We start from the raw sequence: 17,647 nt of genomic DNA on the forward strand, positions 1-17,647 counted from the left end.
TCATGCATTGCTCTTTCAAAACGCTTATTCGCATCATGAAAACAACCTAGGAAGTTCCCGTTACGGTACTCCGTCACAAGTTCAGACTTACCGGCTTAGGTGGTATACTCTATAATATACAGTGCAGTTACAAACAATCATACTCCATCTCACCCTTCAACTCGGCACTGTACACCGTACACATGGGCAACGATGCTCTACCAACCGGCCACACACCCAGGCTAACGTAGCGCTGAGTTTATACATCTTTACAATCCATGTTCTTTCAACCAGTGATCGACGACCAATTAATCATCGATGGGATTACCTATCAGGTTTGCGCCCACCCGGCCATTCCCGGTCGACCGTTCGTCCAAGCAGGCTCCCATAGTCATGTTGTTCAATTGCGAACCGCAGGTGGGTTTGTCGCGCTCAAGGTGCAATCGCAATTGCGCGATCCGGCTCTTGTAAACCACGCGCAACAATTGCAAAGTCTGAGCACCATTCCCGGTCTCCAGGCAGCACGCCGCCTGGTCATTACCGCAGCGAATCAACCGTCACTGGTAGCAGCATGGCCTGAACTCGACTATGCCATTCTGATGCCCTGGTTACACGGACCAACCTGGCAAGAGTTGATCCGGCACCGTCGTCCGCTCAGCCCTACCCAAAGTTTGAGCCTTGCCCGCGCTCTTGCCAATCTGCTCACCGAGATTGAGCAGCGTGGTCTCGCCCACGGTGATTTGCAACCGGCGAACATAATGCTCCCCGGCCTGATCGATCCGGCGGCCACTGCTCCCATCGCCCTCGTCGACCTTGAAACTATGCACGGCGTTGGGATCCGACATTTACCGTTATCAACACCAGAGGGGCCATACCAACACCCAGTTGCCACAACGGGTTTGGCCGTGGATCGCTTCGGCGGTGCATTACTTATACTTGAACTACTCGGTTGGTGTGATGAACAGGTACGTGCGGCATCGGCTGATGAAAGCTTCTTTGCGCCAGAAGATTTGCTGCGGCCTACCGAACGCTTCCACATTCTGCGCGATGCGCTGGCGCAACGCTGGGGACTCGGTCCGGCTCAAATGCTTGAACGTCTCTGGCAATGCCAAACCCCAATGGCCTGCCCGCTGCTCAAAGAGTGGCAAGCTATCTTGCCATCATCGTCGCTGGCAATAGATGAACCGCTGAGTCCTGAGTCCACAATGCCGTCCTTTCCCGATCCGGTGATTGCGTTGATCGACAACGCCGATACGTTGCGCTCTCAAGGGCAACCTGCCCAAGCCCTCAGTATCTACCGCGACGCACTTGATCGACTGCCCACCGGCGATCCGCGCACGAGTGAGGTGATGCGCACCATCGACTCGCTCGAACGCGAAATCGCCCAAACGAGCGCATTGCCTGAGCAACAAGCCACATTGAGCTGGTCGCTCCCCCTGGCAATTGGCATCATGACGATTGTGATATTGATGATCCTTGCGGCAATTGGCCTGAATCGCACGACGCTTTCGACGATAACAAACCTACCAACCGCTGAACCAACTGCCAACTCGTTACCGACACCGGAGCCATCGCTAACATCGGTTTTACCATCTCCCACCAGCCCGCGTCTGTCGCTCACGGTCGATAGGATCACTCCGGCTGAACTTTATATCGGGACGAGTCCGCTTGAACTTACCGTACAGGGAGACGGTTTAAGCACGGTGAAGACCGCTATCTTGCGTGCCGCCGGCTATGAGCCGATCGCTCTCACCATTGTGGCCGGCAGCAGCAACCGAGAATTGCGCTTGCAGATCAACAATCTGAATATTGATATCGTCGGTGCGATTCCATTTACCCTCGAACTGAATGGTACACCGGTACCCGGCGCTGCCATTACGTTACGCGACTACAGCAGTGTGCGGGTAATCGCCGGTGTCCGACCTGAATACGTCTACACAGAGCGGATTACCGTGGATGCAAACGGGGCATTTACCCTCATGCACGAAGAACCATCACCGGAAAGCGCATTAACCTATCCGGTGCGTAATGGTGATGAGGTTGAAGTCTTGAGTACCCAACCTGAAGGCTGGTATCAGTTACGCATCCGCACCAGCGGCGATCAGAACTTGATCGGGCAGATCGGTTACCTTGAACGCTGGCTGGTCGATAATACTGATGTACCGACGCCACCAACCCCAACGCCGACCGTGCCATCTGAGCTGCCTCGTCTGCGCTTCGTCAAATTGAGCGAAAATGAAGATACGCGCTGCATTTTAGTTCAAATTACCGGTATCAGTACGTTCGGATGGGGCATAAGTATTGATGGATTACAGTTACGCAGCGCTTTCGATAGCAATGGCAACGCGCGCGTCTGTGGCCTGCGTGTCCGCCAAGAAGTAACGTTTACCGTCCGTGATGAACAGGGTGTGGCTGTACGTGGTGGGGTTGGGGTACCGACCCGCGGTGGCGATGTGATGTTCGCCGAGTGGCGATGAAGATGTCGATAGAGGCGGATAGGTTCCGCCTCCGCCTCACAGGTGTCGCCGTTCTACACCAAATGACTGTAATCAGCGTGTGGTTCAGGCGTCGAGGGGTTGAATTTGTCAACCAGTACCTCTTCCAGAACTACAGCAACAATGGGCAAGATTGGCACCAGACTCAGATTATACCGTTCACCGGTTTCACCCTGAAGCCGCAATACCCGCTGACCGAAAAAGATCAGTGCCGGAAGTAAGCCTGGTAATACAGCCATGACGATCCCGCGCGGCAACCAACGCTCTCGTGGCAACTTACCGATAAGGGCTTGTCCAGCCGTAACCACCAACAGAGTGTTGAACAGCAGGCGCGAGTGCTCCAATGTACTTTCGTTACGTAAACTCAGATAGGGAATCTTCGGCCAAAATTGGCGTGAGTTGCCATGCAAGATGATCATGACGATCACATTGGCGACGACGAAGGCCAGCCCACGGAGAATTCGCTTACCCATAATCACTACTCCTTACCCATGCTGCATTGTGTTATGCTTTATCATAGCATCTCTTTTCTCATAAGAGAATACCCGTCATGACAGAGTAGTAGCAAGTTTTCATGCTAACGTACACTCCTTTGTTTGACGAGGCGGCGCGGTCGGAGTATAGTTAAGATCAATCGGCACGTATCTATACGGTGCCGTTCTGTGTCAGCAGTCGTTCATTCCCCTGCGCTGGCCGCGGGGGTTTTTTGTACATCTTCGTTCTACGGAGGCAATCATGGGTATCGCATGGGAAGAAAAGTTCGCCCGCGAAGGACTCACGTTTGATGATGTGCTCCTCATCCCGGCCGAATCGAACGTCTTACCCTCTACTGTTGACGTTTCAACTTGGCTCACCCGCACTATCCGTCTGAACATTCCCATCGTTAGCGCCGCGATGGATACTGTGACCGAACATCGCTTGGCAATCGCACTGGCCCGTGAAGGTGGGATTGGCATCATTCATAAAAACATGCCGATTGCACAGCAGGCCGAGATGGTGCGTAAAGTCAAACGTTCGGAAAGTGGGATGATCACCGATCCCATCACGTTACCACCCGACCGTACCGTCGGCGATGCACTCGACTTGATGGCCGAATACAAAATCTCCGGTGTACCCGTCACCACTGCCGATGGTGATCTGATCGGTATCATCACTAACCGCGATCTCCGCTTCGAGACCGACCGCACTCGCCCCATCCGCGAACTGATGACATCGCGCAATTTGGTCACAGTACCGGAAGGAACAACTCTCGAAGAAGCGAAAGAGGTCTTGCACCGTCATCGGATCGAGAAAGTGCTCGTCGTGGACGAACGTGGCAAGCTGAGCGGGATGATCACCGTGAAAGACATTATGAAACGGATCGAATACCCGAACGCTTGCAAAGACGAGAAAGGACGGCTGCGCGTCGGCGCAGCCGTTGGTGTTAGCGGCGATTATATCGAGCGGGCCACTGAACTCGTGCGAGCCGGTGTTGATGTGTTGGTGATTGATACGGCCCACGGCCATTCGCGCGGTGTGCTCGATGCCGTCGTCAAGTTACGCGAACTCTTTCCGCGTGTTCAACTCATCGGCGGCAATGTTTCTACCGCAGTCGCGACCATCGCGCTCATCGAACGTGGTGTCGATGGCGTGAAAGTCGGTCAAGGGCCGGGTTCGATCTGCACGACCCGTGTCGTCACCGGCGCCGGGATGCCACAGATCACGGCGATTTTCGACTGCGCACGTGCTGCTGAGCCGTATGGCATTCCCATTATCGCTGATGGTGGGATCAAGTATTCCGGTGATATTCCGAAAGCAATCGCTGCCGGTGCCCATAGCGTGATGATCGGTTCGATTTTTGCCGGAACTGAAGAGAGTCCGGGCGAACTGATCCTCTATGAAGGCCGCAGCTACAAGAGCTATCGCGGTATGGGCAGTATTGGGGCTATGCAGCGCGGTGGTGGCGATAGGTACTTCCAGACCAACGTTACTGAAGCACGTAAACTAGTAGCTGAAGGCATCGAGGGTATGGTTCCGTTTAAAGGTCCACTGAGCGACACAGTGTATCAGCTAGTAGGTGGGTTGCGCGCCGGAATGGGGTACGTTGGAGCTGCCAATATCGAGGCCCTCCGCCGCGATGCGCGTTTCATCCGCATTACCACCGCCGGCCAGATCGAGAGCCATCCGCACGATGTAGTTATCACGAAGCAAGCCCCTAATTATAGTGGTCGCCAGTAAGATGAGGAACGCACCGTGAATGAGTCGTCAATCCCGCAAGGTTTTGCCGATCTAGTGGTCCCGATGCGGACGGCACACGAACGGATCATAGCCGATCTGCGTCGTCACCACATTGAGTTGCCGTCACCACCGCACCTCCCACCTGCTCGCAGGCAGGGTATTGCTGCCGCGCGCGCCTTTCCAATGCAGGGAGTGCTGAAGTATCACGGTCTCAGCGACTGGGTACAACGCATTGCGTTTTTGCCATCGATCTCGATCAACAACGCTGCTGCCCACACCACGACCCTGGTCGAGTTTGATCCGGCGCTTCCCGCCGATAGTGCGGTTATCGGTGGTGTCCCTGCCCACGGGCGTGAACTTGAGCGGATCGTACACGTACTCGATACGATACGATCATTGGGCGGTATCACCAGCCACGCGCGCGTTGTGTCACGCAATATCGTGCGTACTCGCACGACCGGCAAGGGGTTGGGGACAAGTGCCTCTGCTGCTGCTGCCCTTGCCTGTGCAGCGGTTGGGGCGATCTTTGGCCCCGAACTCGCCGGTCACACCCGCTTTCTGTCAATCCTCGCCCGTCGGCTGGCCGGTTCTGGCTGCCGAAGTGCTGCCGGTGGCCTTGCCCTTTGGCTAAGCTATCCCGGTATTCCACCCGACGAAAGTTTTGCCGTTCGTCTCGACCAAGATCACGAACTCGACGATCTCGCCTTAATTACGGTCCCTATCGATTCGCGGATCGGGCTGAAGACCGAACAGGCGCACCACGACGCGCCGCAGAGTATTTTCTTCCGCGCCTGGATGCTCGCTCGCGGTGACGAAGTTCGCGAATGTATCGCCGCTGCCCGGCGTGGCGATTGGCAAACGATCGGTCAATTGGCCGAACTCGACAGTATACGTCTCCACGGTGTCACGATGTCCGGTTCGCGTGAACAGAAGATTATCGGGTGGGAACCGGAAAATATCACCCTGTTCCGCCTTTGTAACGATCTGCGCGCCCGTGGCGTGCCGGTCTATGCCAGCACCGATACCGGCCCGACGGTAGTGTTCATCACCCGTCGCGATTTCGCCCCGATTGTGACGGATGCGATTCACCATTCGGGGTTGAATGTGGAGACAGTCATAGCACCGATCGGTGGCCCGGCCCATCTCATCCCGGTCGAAGAGGCGCTCAGCGAGCTGCAATCGTAAGCATTTCATATGACGAAGGGGCGCAACACAGGCGTCCCTTCGTCATCTTTAGCCGGCTACGACAAAGAGCAGATCGTTCACATTTGTCCCCGTAGGACCGGGAAGGAGCAAATCACCCAGCGTGGCAAAGAAGGGATACGCATCGTTATTACGCAGATGAGCCACTGGATCAAGACCCAGGATACGCGCCCGCAACACCGTATCACCGGTCGCAACCGCACCGGCAGCATCGGTTGGCCCATCACCGCCATCGGTTGCCAATGCGACTACCGCCACATCGGTCAACCCTTCCAACGCAATTGCTGCACTGAGCGCCAACTCCTGGTTTCGGCCGCCACGTCCGCTCCCACGGAGCGTCACGGTCGTTTCACCGCCGGCAATCATCAGCGCCGGTCGGGACAATGGACGATGATGGGTCGCAATCTCGCGTGCAATCGCGGCCAGCACCTGACCAACGTCGCGCGCCTCACCTTCGAGATAGGTGGTCAGCAGCATAGCGTTAAACCCGACCGCCCGTGCAGCCACCAATGCTGCCTCTGCCGCCTGCGCATTACTGCCGATCAGCACATTCTGCACTGATGCCAAACGCGGATCATCTGGCTTGAGGGTTTCCGGGCGCTCACCCCGTACACCGGCGCTCAGATAATTGATAATGGCCGGCGGGCAGTCGGCACGCAGGTCGTACCGATCGAGCAACGCCAACGCCTCGGCAAACGTCGTTGGATCGGCTACCGTCGGCCCAGACGCGATCACATCGAGCGGACTACCAACCACATCAGAGAGGATCAGGGCGACAACAGTAGCGGGCGCAGCCAAACGGACAAACCCACCACCTTTAATCTGATCGAGATGTTTACGCAGCGTATTAATCGCACCGATCGGCGCACCACAGGCAAGCAATTTATGGGTCAGACCCTGAATATCGGCGAGCGAGACACCGGCGACCGGTAGATTAAGCAAGGCAGAACCACCACCCGAAATCAGCGCCAGCACCAAATCGCGCTCACCAGCCTGCGTCAACAGGGTCGCGATTTGCTGTCCGGCATGTACGCTTCGCTCATCAGGGGTAGGATGGGCAGCGCGCACCATGTCTACACCGACCAATACGGGCAACGGTGCGCCATCATCTTTCACCACAATAATCCCGCCACTCAAGCGATCACCTAATACCGTCATCGCCGCTTGGGCCATCGCTGCACCGGCTTTACCGGCCCCAACCAACCACACGTGGTCATACGCAGTCAGATCGTACTCCCGCGTACCAACCAACAATCGGTCACCATCACGTCGCAACGCAGCGGCAGTCGCCCGCGCCGGTTCGATGGCGGCCAATGCAGCCGCCATCACCTGGGCCACTGCATAGCCCCACGGCACGGAGCGCAGGGACGTCGTCAATAAACGTTCAGACATTGAAGAGAAAGTGGCAGATGTCTCCATCTTGGATAATGTATTGTTTACCTTCCATGCGCACGTGGCCCGCCTTTTTCGCCTCGTGCATACTACCGGCAGCAACGAGGTCGTGGTACGCAACAATTTCGGCTCGGATAAACCCACGCTGAATATCCGAATGGATCACACCTGCTGCTTCCACAGCCGGAGTACCGCGAGGGATTGGCCATGCGCGCACCTCGTCGGGGCCGGCGGTAAGGAAGCTGATCAGGCCGAGCAACTGATAACTAGCAGCAATCACCCGGTCACGGGCAGGCGCCGTAATACCCAGATCATCCATAAATACTCGGGCCTCGGCATCGTCGAGCTGCGCCAACTCAGCCTCGATCTTGCCACAGATCGGCTCGACGGCACTATTGCGGTGCGGATAGGCAATGGACGGCGGATTGGCAATCTCCGCTTCGCCAATATTCGGCACGATCAGCAAGGGCTTGGCCGTCAAGAACTGATAACCGCGAATCATCCGCGCTTCGTCGTCGGTCAACTCAAGGGTACGGATCGGAACCTCACCTTCGAGCACCTCTCGCAATCGCTGCAAGAGATCACGTTCGGCGATCCGCTGTTCCTTCTCTTTAGCCGGCAATTTCGGAATCTCAGCGTTCAGTCGGTTGAGTCGGCGCTCAATAATACTCAAATCAGAAAACGCCAATTCTAGATCAACAGCGGCAATATCACGTTGCGGATCAATCGAACCGTTCGGATGGGGAACGGTAGGATCATCAAATGCACGCACCACATGCAGCAATGCATCGGCGGAAGCAATGTAATTGAGCAATACCGGTGGCAAACCACTACCGCTGCGTCCACTACCGCTCAGACCGCCAATATCGACATACTGCACATCGGCATAAGTCACTTTACGCGGTTTAAACATCTGCACCAACACCTCAAGACGTGGATCGGGCACTTTGACCGTCGCCAAATTCGGTTCTAATTGCCCTGACGAATACGCCGCCGTCTCGGCATGACCGCGGGTAAGAGCGTTAAAGACGGTCGTTTTACCACTGTTCGCTAAGCCAATAATCGCAATTTTCATCGGACATTCCTCGTGGACTGCGGTTCATCGCTGCACCACTATACCATAACTTTCAGCCCAATTCCGGTGCGACCGGCTCGTCAAATTTGCGACACTTGTCACAGAATTGCCGACATTTTGCACACAAAATTGTGGTACTATAGGAACAGAAGTTGGTCATCGTTATGAAGCACAACGAGGGTACACGTATGACAAGTCACCGACAGTCAATGCAAAATATGCAAAAAACCTGCAACTTAAACCACGCTGTCTGTTTCGTATTTCCAGCATCAGACTAGGTAAAAAATGATAAGTTCGCGTCCAAGTATTTGACGCAAAAGCAAAACAGTTCTATAATACTGGCAGGCCGACACCGTGCAATTCGCTTCCTGGATAGGGTACGCAGCATGGCACAGATCTTTCCCCGCAACGCCAATCTTCTAGCCCGTCTCAGCATCTTCGCACTGGTCTTGCTCGTCGTCGAAGGTATCTTGATACTCGGCGTCTATTTTCGCTCCAACTACTTCCGGCAGGTCAATGTGGCCATTGAGCAGCCGGTGGCGTTCAGCCACCAACTGCATGTCAACGTAGTCGGTATAGATTGTCGCTACTGTCACGTCTCGGTCGATCAATCCTATTTTGCCAACATTCCGGCCACCGAAACCTGCATGACCTGCCACTCGCAGATCAAGACTTACAGTCCTCTGTTGGAGAAGGTGCGCGAGAGCTATGCCACCGGTAAACCGATTGAGTGGGTAAAGGTGTACGATCTACCCAACTTCGTTTACTTCAACCACTCGATCCACGTGAACAAAGGTATTGGCTGTTCAACGTGCCATGGCCAGGTGAACAATATGCCGGTGGTCTGGCAGCAGCAAGCGCTCTATATGGGCTGGTGCTTAAACTGCCATCGCAACCCAGAACTCTACGTTCGGCCACGGGAGGAGGTCTACAACATGGACTACGTCCCGCCGGCGAATCAGGTAGAGATTGGGCGCCGACTGGTGGCCGAATATGGAATTATGCCACCGGAGCAGTTGACCAACTGCTATGTGTGCCATCGCTAGATCGCCCGCTTGCACATTCCAAAGTGAAATGTGCCGAAGTGCCCGCTGAATTCATTAGCAACGGTGGTGGTAAACAACCATGACACAGCAGCAATCTGATCTTGAGGCCATTCGCGCTCAGTTGCGCGACGCGCGCGGACCACAGTTCTGGCGTTCGCTCGACCAATTGGCCGATTCGCCGGCGTTCCGTGAATTGGTGGAGCGCGAATTTCCGCGTGGTGCGAGCGAGATGAGCGATGGAATGAACCGGCGCACGTTCCTCAAGCTGATGGGTGCCTCACTCGCCCTAGCCGGTGTAACGGCTTGTACCTATCAGCCACGCCAGTATATCGCGCCATTTGATCGCCAACCCGAAGGGCGTATTCCTGGAGTACCACAATTCTTCGCGTCGACACTGACGCTCGGTGGGTACGGTACCGGCGTACTGGTACGTGCGAATGAGGGCCGCCCGACGAAGGTCGAGGGAAACCCTCGCCATCCGGCCAGTCTCGGTAGCACCGATCTGTTTGCTCAGGCCGAGATTCTGACGATGTATGACCCTGATCGCTCAACGAGGGTGCTGCGCCAAGGGGCACCCAGTACGTGGGCCGAATTTACCACGACCCTCGCGAATGCATTGACGGCAGCGCAGGCAACCCAAGGCGCCGGCGTCCGTCTCTTGACCACGACAGTGACGTCGCCATCGCTGGCTGCCCAAATTGAGCAGTTCTTGCGGGCCTATCCACAGGCACGCTGGTACCAATACGAGCCGGTAAATCGCGATAATGTTGTGGAAGGCGCGCGCCTTGCTTTTGGCCGTGATGTTACCACGCGCTACGATCTGGCAGCCGCCCAGGTAATTGTCAGCCTCGACGCCGACTTCCTCGCGCCCGGTCCCGGCTTCATCGCATATGCCCGTGCCTTCGCCGATGGCCGTAAGGTGCGCAAGGATAGCACCGGTATGAACCGGCTGTACGTGATTGAGGCAAGTCCCTCAACGACCGGCACGGCAGCCGATCACCGACTGGCATTACGGGCCGATACGATTGCTGCGTTTGCCGGCGCTTTGGCCCACGAACTTGGTATTGGTGGAGCACCGGCAACCCTTGCAGCGAAGGCTGAAGAGTTCTTGAAGGCGATTGCCAAAGACCTTGAAGAGCATCGCGGGCGCTCGGTGGTCATTGCCGGCGACCAGCAGCCACCTATCGTGCATGCCCTTGCCCACCTGATCAACGCTGAGCTAGGCAATGTCGGTAAGACGGTCTTCTATCACGAACCGGTAGAAGCGCGCCCGACCAATCAAACAAACGAGCTGGTAACGCTGGTCAGCGAGATGGCTGCCGGTCGAGTAGAGCTGTTAGTTATGATCGGCGGCAACCCGGTCTACAATGCTCCTGGCGATCTGCGTTTTGCCGAACGGATGACCACGGTTCCGCTGACCGTTCATTTAAGCCAGTTCGTCGACGAAACATCGGTACAGGCGACATGGCATATTCCGCAGGCCCACCCACTGGAGAGCTGGGGTGATGCGCGCGCCTTTGACGGGACTGCCAGTATCGTGCAACCACTGATCGAGCCACTCTACGGTGGTAAAACGGCCAACGAGTTGCTGGCGGCAATGCTCGGTCAACCCGATGCGGAAAGTTACGATCTAGTGCGCGGTTACTGGGAGGAACGAATCGGCAATACCAATTGGAATGTAGCGCTCGCCACCGGCGTGATCGCCGATACGGCCGCTCCGGTGATCAATCCCACGCTCAACGAAGAAGCGATTCGCGCCACCGCGATACCCCAACCTGGTGATGGTGTTGAAATTGTCTTCCGGCCAGACCCGTCAGTTTTCGATGGTTTCTATGCAAATAACGGTTGGCTGCAAGAGCTACCACGCCCACTCACCAAGCTGGTTTGGGATAACGCCGCGTTGATGAGTCCACGGACTGCGATCAAACTCCTCGGTCTACCCTTCAGTGCCGACCGACTGGTAGGTAACGAAGTCGATGATCGCGAGCGCCAACGCTACCTCGAACAACTCTCGAAAGTCAACGGTACGATTGCGCGGATCGAGTACCGTGGCGGAGTTGTTGAACTGCCCATCTGGCTCCTCCCTGGTCACGCCGAAGATTCCATTACCCTCAACCTTGGCTACGGTCGTACCAATGCCGGACGGGTTGGCAATGGCGTCGGTATCGACGTTTATCCGATTCGGACTAGCGATAGCCCGTGGTTTGGAGCTGGTGCGCGTGTCACTAATACCGGCCGCACCTACTTGCTAGTCAGCACCCAAGATCACTGGACACTCGAAGGACGCGATATCTATCGCATTGGCGAGTTCAAGAAGTTCAAGGAAGACCCCAAATATATCGCCAAAGAGGTGTACAAAGAGGAGTATGGTCGCGAAGCTCCTAACTATCTCTCGTTACAACCCGGCGATAACTACGCCGGACGTAACGCCTGGGGCATGACCATCAACCTCAATGCGTGTATCGGCTGCAATGCCTGCGTTGTCGCTTGCCAAGCTGAAAATAATATCGCGGTTGTTGGTAAAGATCAAGTCTCACGCGGTCGCGAAATGCACTGGATCCGCATCGACCGGTACTTCGCGGGTGAAGATCTCGACAACCCGGCCATCTACATGATGCCTGTCAACTGTATGCAGTGTGAAAAGGCGCCGTGTGAGGTCGTTTGCCCGGTTGCTGCCACCGTGCATGATTACGAAGGTCTGAACAACATGGTGTATAATCGCTGTGTCGGCACGAAGTATTGCTCGAACAACTGCCCATATAAAGTACGGCGGTTCAACTTCTTGCAATACAGCGATACGACAACCGAGACCTTCAAGCTCGCGTTCAATCCAGATGTGACGGTGCGCGTTCGAGGTGTGATGGAGAAGTGTACCTATTGTGTGCAACGCATTAGCGGCGCACGCATTGCTGCTAAACGCGCCGCAGTACAGGCTGGACAATCGTCGTATGTCATTAGCGACGGCGCCATTCAAACCGCTTGTGAACAGGCATGTCCGACCGGTGCAATCGTGTTTGGCGACATCAACGATCCGAACAGCCGTGTCGCGAAGTGGAAGGCGGAAGGTCACAACTACAGCCTCCTCGGCTTCCTCAACACCTTACCGCGCACGACATATCTGGCTCGTGTCCGCAACCCGTCTGAGGATCTAGAAAAGGTGGAAGGCTAGCGATGGCACAGGCGCAACCACTCCGAACCCGGCCCATCGATGACGGTGAAGCGTACTTGCTGCCGGGGGAAACCTACACGTCGATCACGCAAAAGATCGGCGATGTCCCGTTAACGCCGCCGCTGAAGACCCCAAAGGGCTGGCTGGCCGGCTTTAGCGTGGCGTTCTTCTTGTTAATGATCTTCTTCGTGTCGGTGACGTGGCTGTTCATCCGCGGCGTCGGTATCTGGGGTATTAATATCCCGGTCGGCTGGGGTATGGACATCATCAACTTCGTGTGGTGGATCGGTATCGGTCACGCCGGTACACTGATCTCAGCAATCTTGTTGCTGCTCAATCAGGGGTGGCGCAACTCGATCAACCGGTTTGCCGAGGCAATGACGTTGTTTGCTGTGGCATGCGCCGGTCTTTACCCGATCCTGCACCTCGGCCGGCCATGGCTATTTTACTGGCTGATCCCGTACCCGAACACGCACGGCATGTGGCCACAGTTCCGCAGCGCACTGGCGTGGGACGTGTTCGCGATCTCGACCTATGCCACCGTGTCACTGGTGTTCTGGCTGGTCGGTCTGATTCCCGACTTTGCCACGCTCCGTGATCGGGCCAAGAACATCTGGGTCAAGCGCCTCTATGGTATTGCAGCGCTTGGCTGGCGCGGCTCGGCCCGCCACTGGCACCGCTACGAGATAGCCTCGATCCTGCTGGCCGGTCTCTCGACCCCGCTGGTAGTCTCGGTTCACTCGATCATTTCGCTCGACTTCGCCATTTCGCAAGTCCCCGGCTGGCAAGTCACGGTCTTCCCGCCCTACTTCGTGGCCGGCGCCGTGTTTGCCGGATTTGCGATGGTGCTCCTCCTGATGATCCCGGTACGCACCTTCTACGGCTTTGAGAGCTACATCACCATCCACCACCTCGATGTGATGGCGAAAGTGATGCTCGCTACCGGTATGATCGTCGTCTACGGCTACTTCATGGAAGTTTTCGCCTCGCTTTATAGCGGCAATGAATTCGAGGAATACCTCCTCTATAACCGCCTCTTCGGGCCAAGCTCGTGGGCCTACTGGGGCCTGCTCTTCTGCAACGCGATAGCCATTCAACCCTTGTGGTTTAAGAAGGTGCGCCAGAACATCCCAGCCCTGTTGATCATCTCGCTGATCGTCAGCGTGGGTATGTGGCTTGAACGCTACGTAATCATCGTGATCTCGCTCGAACGCGATTTCTTGCCCTCGTCGTGGGACATCTACATCCCGACGATTTGGGATTGGTCGCTCTACCTTGGTACCTTTGGTCTCTTCTTTACCTTGCTCTTCCTCTTCATCCGCGTCTTACCGATGATCAACATCTTTGAGATGCGGCTGTTCCTCCATCAAGAGACAGAGAAGGCGAAGCGGCGGGCAGAGCATGGCGCGCACGAGCATGGGCACGGGCACAGCGATCACGGCGCGGCTCACGGCGCAGCCTCGGCAGACTAGAGGAGGAGAACGATGCGTAACGATGTCTACGGCGTGATGGCAGAATTCCCTACGCCAGAAGCGTTGATCGAAGCAACCCGGAAAGCCAAAGCAGCAGGCTACACAAAGATGGACGCCTTCTCACCTTTCCCAATCGAAGAGGTGATTGAAGAGATTGCCCACGGCGATACCGGTGTGCCACGCTTAGTGCTGCTATTCGGCCTGATCGGTGCCGCTACCGGGTTTATTCTGCAGTATATTGGTAATCTGGTTGATTACCCGCTGAATATCGGTGGTCGTCCCCTCGATATTACCAACTGGCCGGCAATGATCCCGATCACCTTCGAGAGCGGGATTCTGCTCGCTTCATTTGCCTCGGCCATTGGAATGGTGGTGCTCAATGGCCTGCCGGCTCCGTACCACCCGGTCTTCAACGTGCCACGGTTTCAGCATGCGTCGCAAGACGCCTTCTTCTTGTGCATTGAGTCGACGGATCCGCTGTTTGATCGCTCGCGCACTTCGCAATTCCTGCGCTCGCTTAACCCGATGCAGGTTTCAGAAGTGCCATACTGAGGGAAACCCATGCAGACGCCTCGCCTCACATCGCGCATTATTCGCTTTGGTTGGATTGGCCTGTTGGTGTTCTTGTTAACTGCATGTCACCAAGACATGTACGACCAGCAGAAGTACACAACCTACGAACCGAGCAGCTTTTTTGCCGATGGCCGTTCGTCGCGGCCAAATGTACCGGGGGCAATCCCGTATGAGGTGATTAAGACCGATGAGTTTCTCTACACCGGTCTCGTCGATGGCAAGGAAGTGGACGCGATGCCCTTCCCGGTGACCAAAGACCTGCTGCTGCGCGGGCAACTGAAGTACAACATTTATTGTGCGGTGTGCCACGGCGAGGCAGGGTACGGAGCAAGCATGGTCGCTGAGCGGGGTGGTATCGTACCGGCGAATTTTCACCAACAGCGCTTGCGTGAAGCACCGCTCAGCCATTTCTTCGTGATTATAACGAACGGTGTGTATCGCGGCGATCCGAACAACGGCGGCTATCAGTCAATGTATAGCTACGCTTCGCGGATTACACCCGAAGATCGCTGGGCTATTGCCGCATACATCCGGGCTTTGCAACTGAGCCAGAATGCAACTATCGATGACGTGCCTCCCGCTGAGCGCGCAAAGCTCGGCAATTAGGCTGGAAGGTTAGGATCCATGGCTACGACAAGTATCTCGCAGACCCGCATTCCCCAGCTTGGGCAGGTTCAGGTGCTCGGCCTGACCGCTGCCGTGATAGGAATCGGTGTTTTGGTTGCCGGATATTTTCTCAACCCAACCTCGTTCTTCGAGTCGTATATCTATGGCTACTATGTAGCAATGACTATCCCGCTCGGCTGCCTCGGTTTTCTGATGGTGCAGCACCTTACGGGCGGCGCATGGGGCGTCACCGTGCGGCGAATGCTCGAAGCCGGTGCAGCAACGCTGCCGATCATGGGGCTGCTCTTCATTCCAATTGCGCTCGGCTATTTCGATACGTACAAGGCGCTTGGGCTTGAACACCCACTGTACGAGTGGGCTAACCCCGAAATCGTGACCCCTGGTGGTACTGAGTACGACCCGATTATCGCGCACAAGGTGCCATGGCTTAGCCCAATCTGGGTCACCGCTCGTATTGCCATTTTCTTCGCGATCTGGACGCTGCTCGCCTATACGCTGCGAAGCTGGTCACGCCAGCAGGACGCCGGCGGTGATCCGAAGAAGTTGGCGACCCGTATGCGCCGACTGAGCGGTATCGGCGTGGCTCTGTTTGTAATCACCGTAACCTTCTTCTCGTTCGATGTGACGATGTCGCTCGACCCACACTGGTTCTCGACGATTTACGGTGCGCACTATATTGCTAACTCCGGCCTCATGACGCTGGCATTCCTTGCGCTGATGATGAACCGCGTGCGCGATGCGAGCCTCTTCCGTGAATACGTGTCGGTGAAGCCGATCCACGATATTGGCAAGCTCATGTTTGCCTTCACCGTCCTGTGGACATATATGTCCTACGGTCAGTTGGTGATTATCTGGTCGGGTGATGTGGCCGAATTTACGCCATGGTACATACATCGCACGCAGCACGGTTGGGTCTTTGTGGCGTTGGCCCTGATGCTATTTGCGTTCGCGTTGCCCTTCTTCGTCTTACTGTTCCGTGGTACCAAGCGCAATCTGACAACCCTTGCGACAATTGCCGGTTGGATTGTCTTTATGCGCTTCGTTGACATGGCGTGGATCGTGCTTCCGGAGTTCCGCGAGCATGTGTGGGATATTACCTTGACCGATATTGCCGCACCGATTGGTTTGATCGGCCTGGTAGTTGCCCTCTTTGCTGCTAATGTGCAACAAGCACCGCTGTTGCCGCTGCGTGATCCCAATATGGAGCAGTTGCAGAATAGCGGTCATCACTAACCTAATGCTGAGGAGAGACGACTATGAGCTATCGCCCAACCTATTCTGCACCACGGTATGCGCCACGACCGGCTCAGCAGACCCGCACGATGGCTGAACCACCTCTGAGCCGCCTGATGATTGCCGGTTTAATGGTGTTTATTATGTTAAGCCTAGTGGTGTTGTTAGCAGGGCGTGTACCCTTCACCCCACAACCGGCGCCGGTGACAGGGAATACCTATCGCAGTTATGTCTCCGAGGCGCGGACACTCCTCAATAGCTATGGCTATACGATGGAGGGTAAGGTACATATCCCAATCGACCGGGCGATGGATCTGATCGTTGAACGCGGCTTGCCGGTACGTGAGTAGGACGAAGATCTGATCGGGGGTAACAAGACCCCGCGCTCCGCGCGGGGTGACAAGACCGGACGGTCACGGCAACACGCTACCGCCTTCGTGCCATTCCGCGCGTGATGCCACCTTTTTGTCATTCCGCGCCTGATACCACCTCTTTGTCATTCCGCGCCTGATACCACCTTATTTGTCATTCCGCGCCTGATACCACCCTTTTGTCATTCCGAGCGGAGCGAGGAATCTGAGCGGGTTGGGTAAGACCCCTCGCTCCGCTCGGGGTGACAAGACTGGACGGCCACGGGCAACACGATCAGAGCGTGAATCTGTTTCAGATAGGTGCAGGAGTGGGTTGTGAACTCACTCCTGTGTTATTGTCAATTACCGACCAGCCACGTAGCAATGTTCGGTACAGCCATCGTAGCGTAAAACAGGTGCCCACCACAACCCGTATCAGATGCTCCGAAGTGTGGAATAGGACGCACTAACCCAGGTACCGTTGCTAAAGCAGTACACCAACGGCACTCCAACCGCTCTTTCCCCGTCGCTACCCATATCATTTCGAGTTCGAGATAGGGGCGTAGGTAATCGATGTGCCAATGCGGACGTTTGTTCACGAGACAATGTCGCCGGAGCCGCGCCGCCAGGCCACCTGCCCCAAACGCACTGCCGACATAGTAATAGTGACCGGCAGCCAGATCAAACCTGCCCAGTCGCCCGATTGCAAGCTGGTTGAGCGGTTGGGTTAAGCGTAGATGTAAGAGATATGTACCTGACGTGCGTAGGTACGGCAGTTTGCTCAACATACCCGGCGCTACGGCAAAGACTTCCATG

Annotated in this window: 14 protein-coding genes; 10 read left to right on the plus strand and 4 right to left on the minus strand. The window is 55.9% G+C overall.

The window, feature by feature from the left end; all coding sequences use genetic code 11:
* The first annotated feature begins 257 nt into the window (after positions 1 to 257).
* Positions 258 to 2,456, plus strand: a complete 2,199-nt coding sequence (locus AC01ZF_RS11980; protein WP_424676048.1) for a serine/threonine protein phosphatase — start codon at positions 258 to 260, stop codon at positions 2,454 to 2,456.
* Positions 2,457 to 2,509: 53 nt separating this feature from the next.
* Here the strand turns inward: AC01ZF_RS11980 and AC01ZF_RS11985 are convergent, their stop codons facing one another.
* The gene (locus AC01ZF_RS11985) at positions 2,510 to 2,947 is read right to left on the minus strand and encodes a hypothetical protein (RefSeq protein WP_424676049.1); all 438 of its coding nucleotides are present in this window, start codon (positions 2,945 to 2,947) and stop codon (positions 2,510 to 2,512) included.
* 262 nt (positions 2,948 to 3,209) lie between these two features.
* Here AC01ZF_RS11985 and guaB point away from each other — a divergent pair, with 262 nt between their 5' ends.
* Together guaB and AC01ZF_RS11995 are read left to right on the plus strand one after the other, a co-directional pair.
* The gene (gene guaB, locus AC01ZF_RS11990; RefSeq protein WP_424676050.1) at positions 3,210 to 4,691 is read left to right on the plus strand and encodes an IMP dehydrogenase; all 1,482 of its coding nucleotides are present in this window, start codon (positions 3,210 to 3,212) and stop codon (positions 4,689 to 4,691) included.
* 15 nt (positions 4,692 to 4,706) lie between these two features.
* The gene (locus AC01ZF_RS11995) at positions 4,707 to 5,876 is read left to right on the plus strand and encodes a diphosphomevalonate decarboxylase (RefSeq protein ID WP_428113067.1); all 1,170 of its coding nucleotides are present in this window, start codon (positions 4,707 to 4,709) and stop codon (positions 5,874 to 5,876) included.
* A gap of 48 nt (positions 5,877 to 5,924) precedes the next feature.
* Here AC01ZF_RS11995 and AC01ZF_RS12000 read toward each other — a convergent pair whose 3' ends face one another.
* Complete coding sequence (locus tag AC01ZF_RS12000; protein WP_424676052.1) at positions 5,925 to 7,286, minus strand: glycerate kinase type-2 family protein; 1,362 nt, start codon at positions 7,284 to 7,286, stop codon at positions 5,925 to 5,927.
* Positions 7,279 to 8,361: a redox-regulated ATPase YchF gene (gene ychF, locus AC01ZF_RS12005; RefSeq protein ID WP_424676053.1), complete on the minus strand. Its 1,083-nt coding sequence runs from the start codon at positions 8,359 to 8,361 to the stop codon at positions 7,279 to 7,281. The genes AC01ZF_RS12000 and ychF overlap by 8 nt, the downstream gene beginning before the upstream one ends.
* 386 nt (positions 8,362 to 8,747) lie before the next feature.
* On the opposite strand from ychF, the gene AC01ZF_RS12010 reads away from it, so the two are divergent.
* The 7 genes from AC01ZF_RS12010 (at position 8,748) to AC01ZF_RS12040 (ending at position 16,831) form a co-directional block, all read left to right on the plus strand.
* Positions 8,748 to 9,407 (plus strand): cytochrome c3 family protein, encoded by a 660-nt coding sequence (locus AC01ZF_RS12010; RefSeq protein ID WP_015942078.1) that lies wholly within the window; start codon positions 8,748 to 8,750, stop codon positions 9,405 to 9,407.
* A 79-nt stretch (positions 9,408 to 9,486) separates the two neighbouring features.
* Positions 9,487 to 12,576, plus strand: coding sequence for a TAT-variant-translocated molybdopterin oxidoreductase (locus AC01ZF_RS12015; RefSeq protein ID WP_424676054.1), 3,090 nt, complete (start codon positions 9,487 to 9,489; stop codon positions 12,574 to 12,576).
* A gap of 2 nt (positions 12,577 to 12,578) precedes the next feature.
* Positions 12,579 to 14,048 (plus strand): NrfD/PsrC family molybdoenzyme membrane anchor subunit, encoded by a 1,470-nt coding sequence (gene nrfD, locus AC01ZF_RS12020; protein ID WP_424676055.1) that lies wholly within the window; start codon positions 12,579 to 12,581, stop codon positions 14,046 to 14,048.
* A gap of 12 nt (positions 14,049 to 14,060) precedes the next feature.
* Positions 14,061 to 14,600 carry a DUF3341 domain-containing protein gene (locus tag AC01ZF_RS12025; protein WP_424676056.1) on the plus strand — a complete coding sequence of 180 codons (540 nt, stop codon included), beginning with the start codon at positions 14,061 to 14,063 and terminating at the stop codon, positions 14,598 to 14,600.
* Between the two features lie 9 nt (positions 14,601 to 14,609).
* Entirely contained in the window at positions 14,610 to 15,227 is a 618-nt protein-coding gene (locus tag AC01ZF_RS12030; RefSeq protein ID WP_424676057.1) for a c-type cytochrome, read from the plus strand.
* A gap of 18 nt (positions 15,228 to 15,245) precedes the next feature.
* A complete protein-coding gene (locus tag AC01ZF_RS12035; RefSeq protein WP_424676058.1) occupies positions 15,246 to 16,481 on the plus strand; it encodes a hypothetical protein in 1,236 nt (411 codons plus the stop codon).
* A gap of 23 nt (positions 16,482 to 16,504) precedes the next feature.
* A complete protein-coding gene (locus AC01ZF_RS12040; RefSeq protein WP_424676059.1) occupies positions 16,505 to 16,831 on the plus strand; it encodes a hypothetical protein in 327 nt (108 codons plus the stop codon).
* Positions 16,832 to 17,190: 359 nt separating this feature from the next.
* On the opposite strand, the gene AC01ZF_RS12045 is transcribed toward AC01ZF_RS12040, so the two are convergent.
* Positions 17,191 to 17,646, minus strand: a complete 456-nt coding sequence (locus AC01ZF_RS12045) for a GIY-YIG nuclease family protein (protein WP_424677413.1) — start codon at positions 17,644 to 17,646, stop codon at positions 17,191 to 17,193.
* Position 17,647 lies beyond the last annotated feature (1 nt).

It is taken from the genome of Chloroflexus sp., from assembly GCF_056331925.1.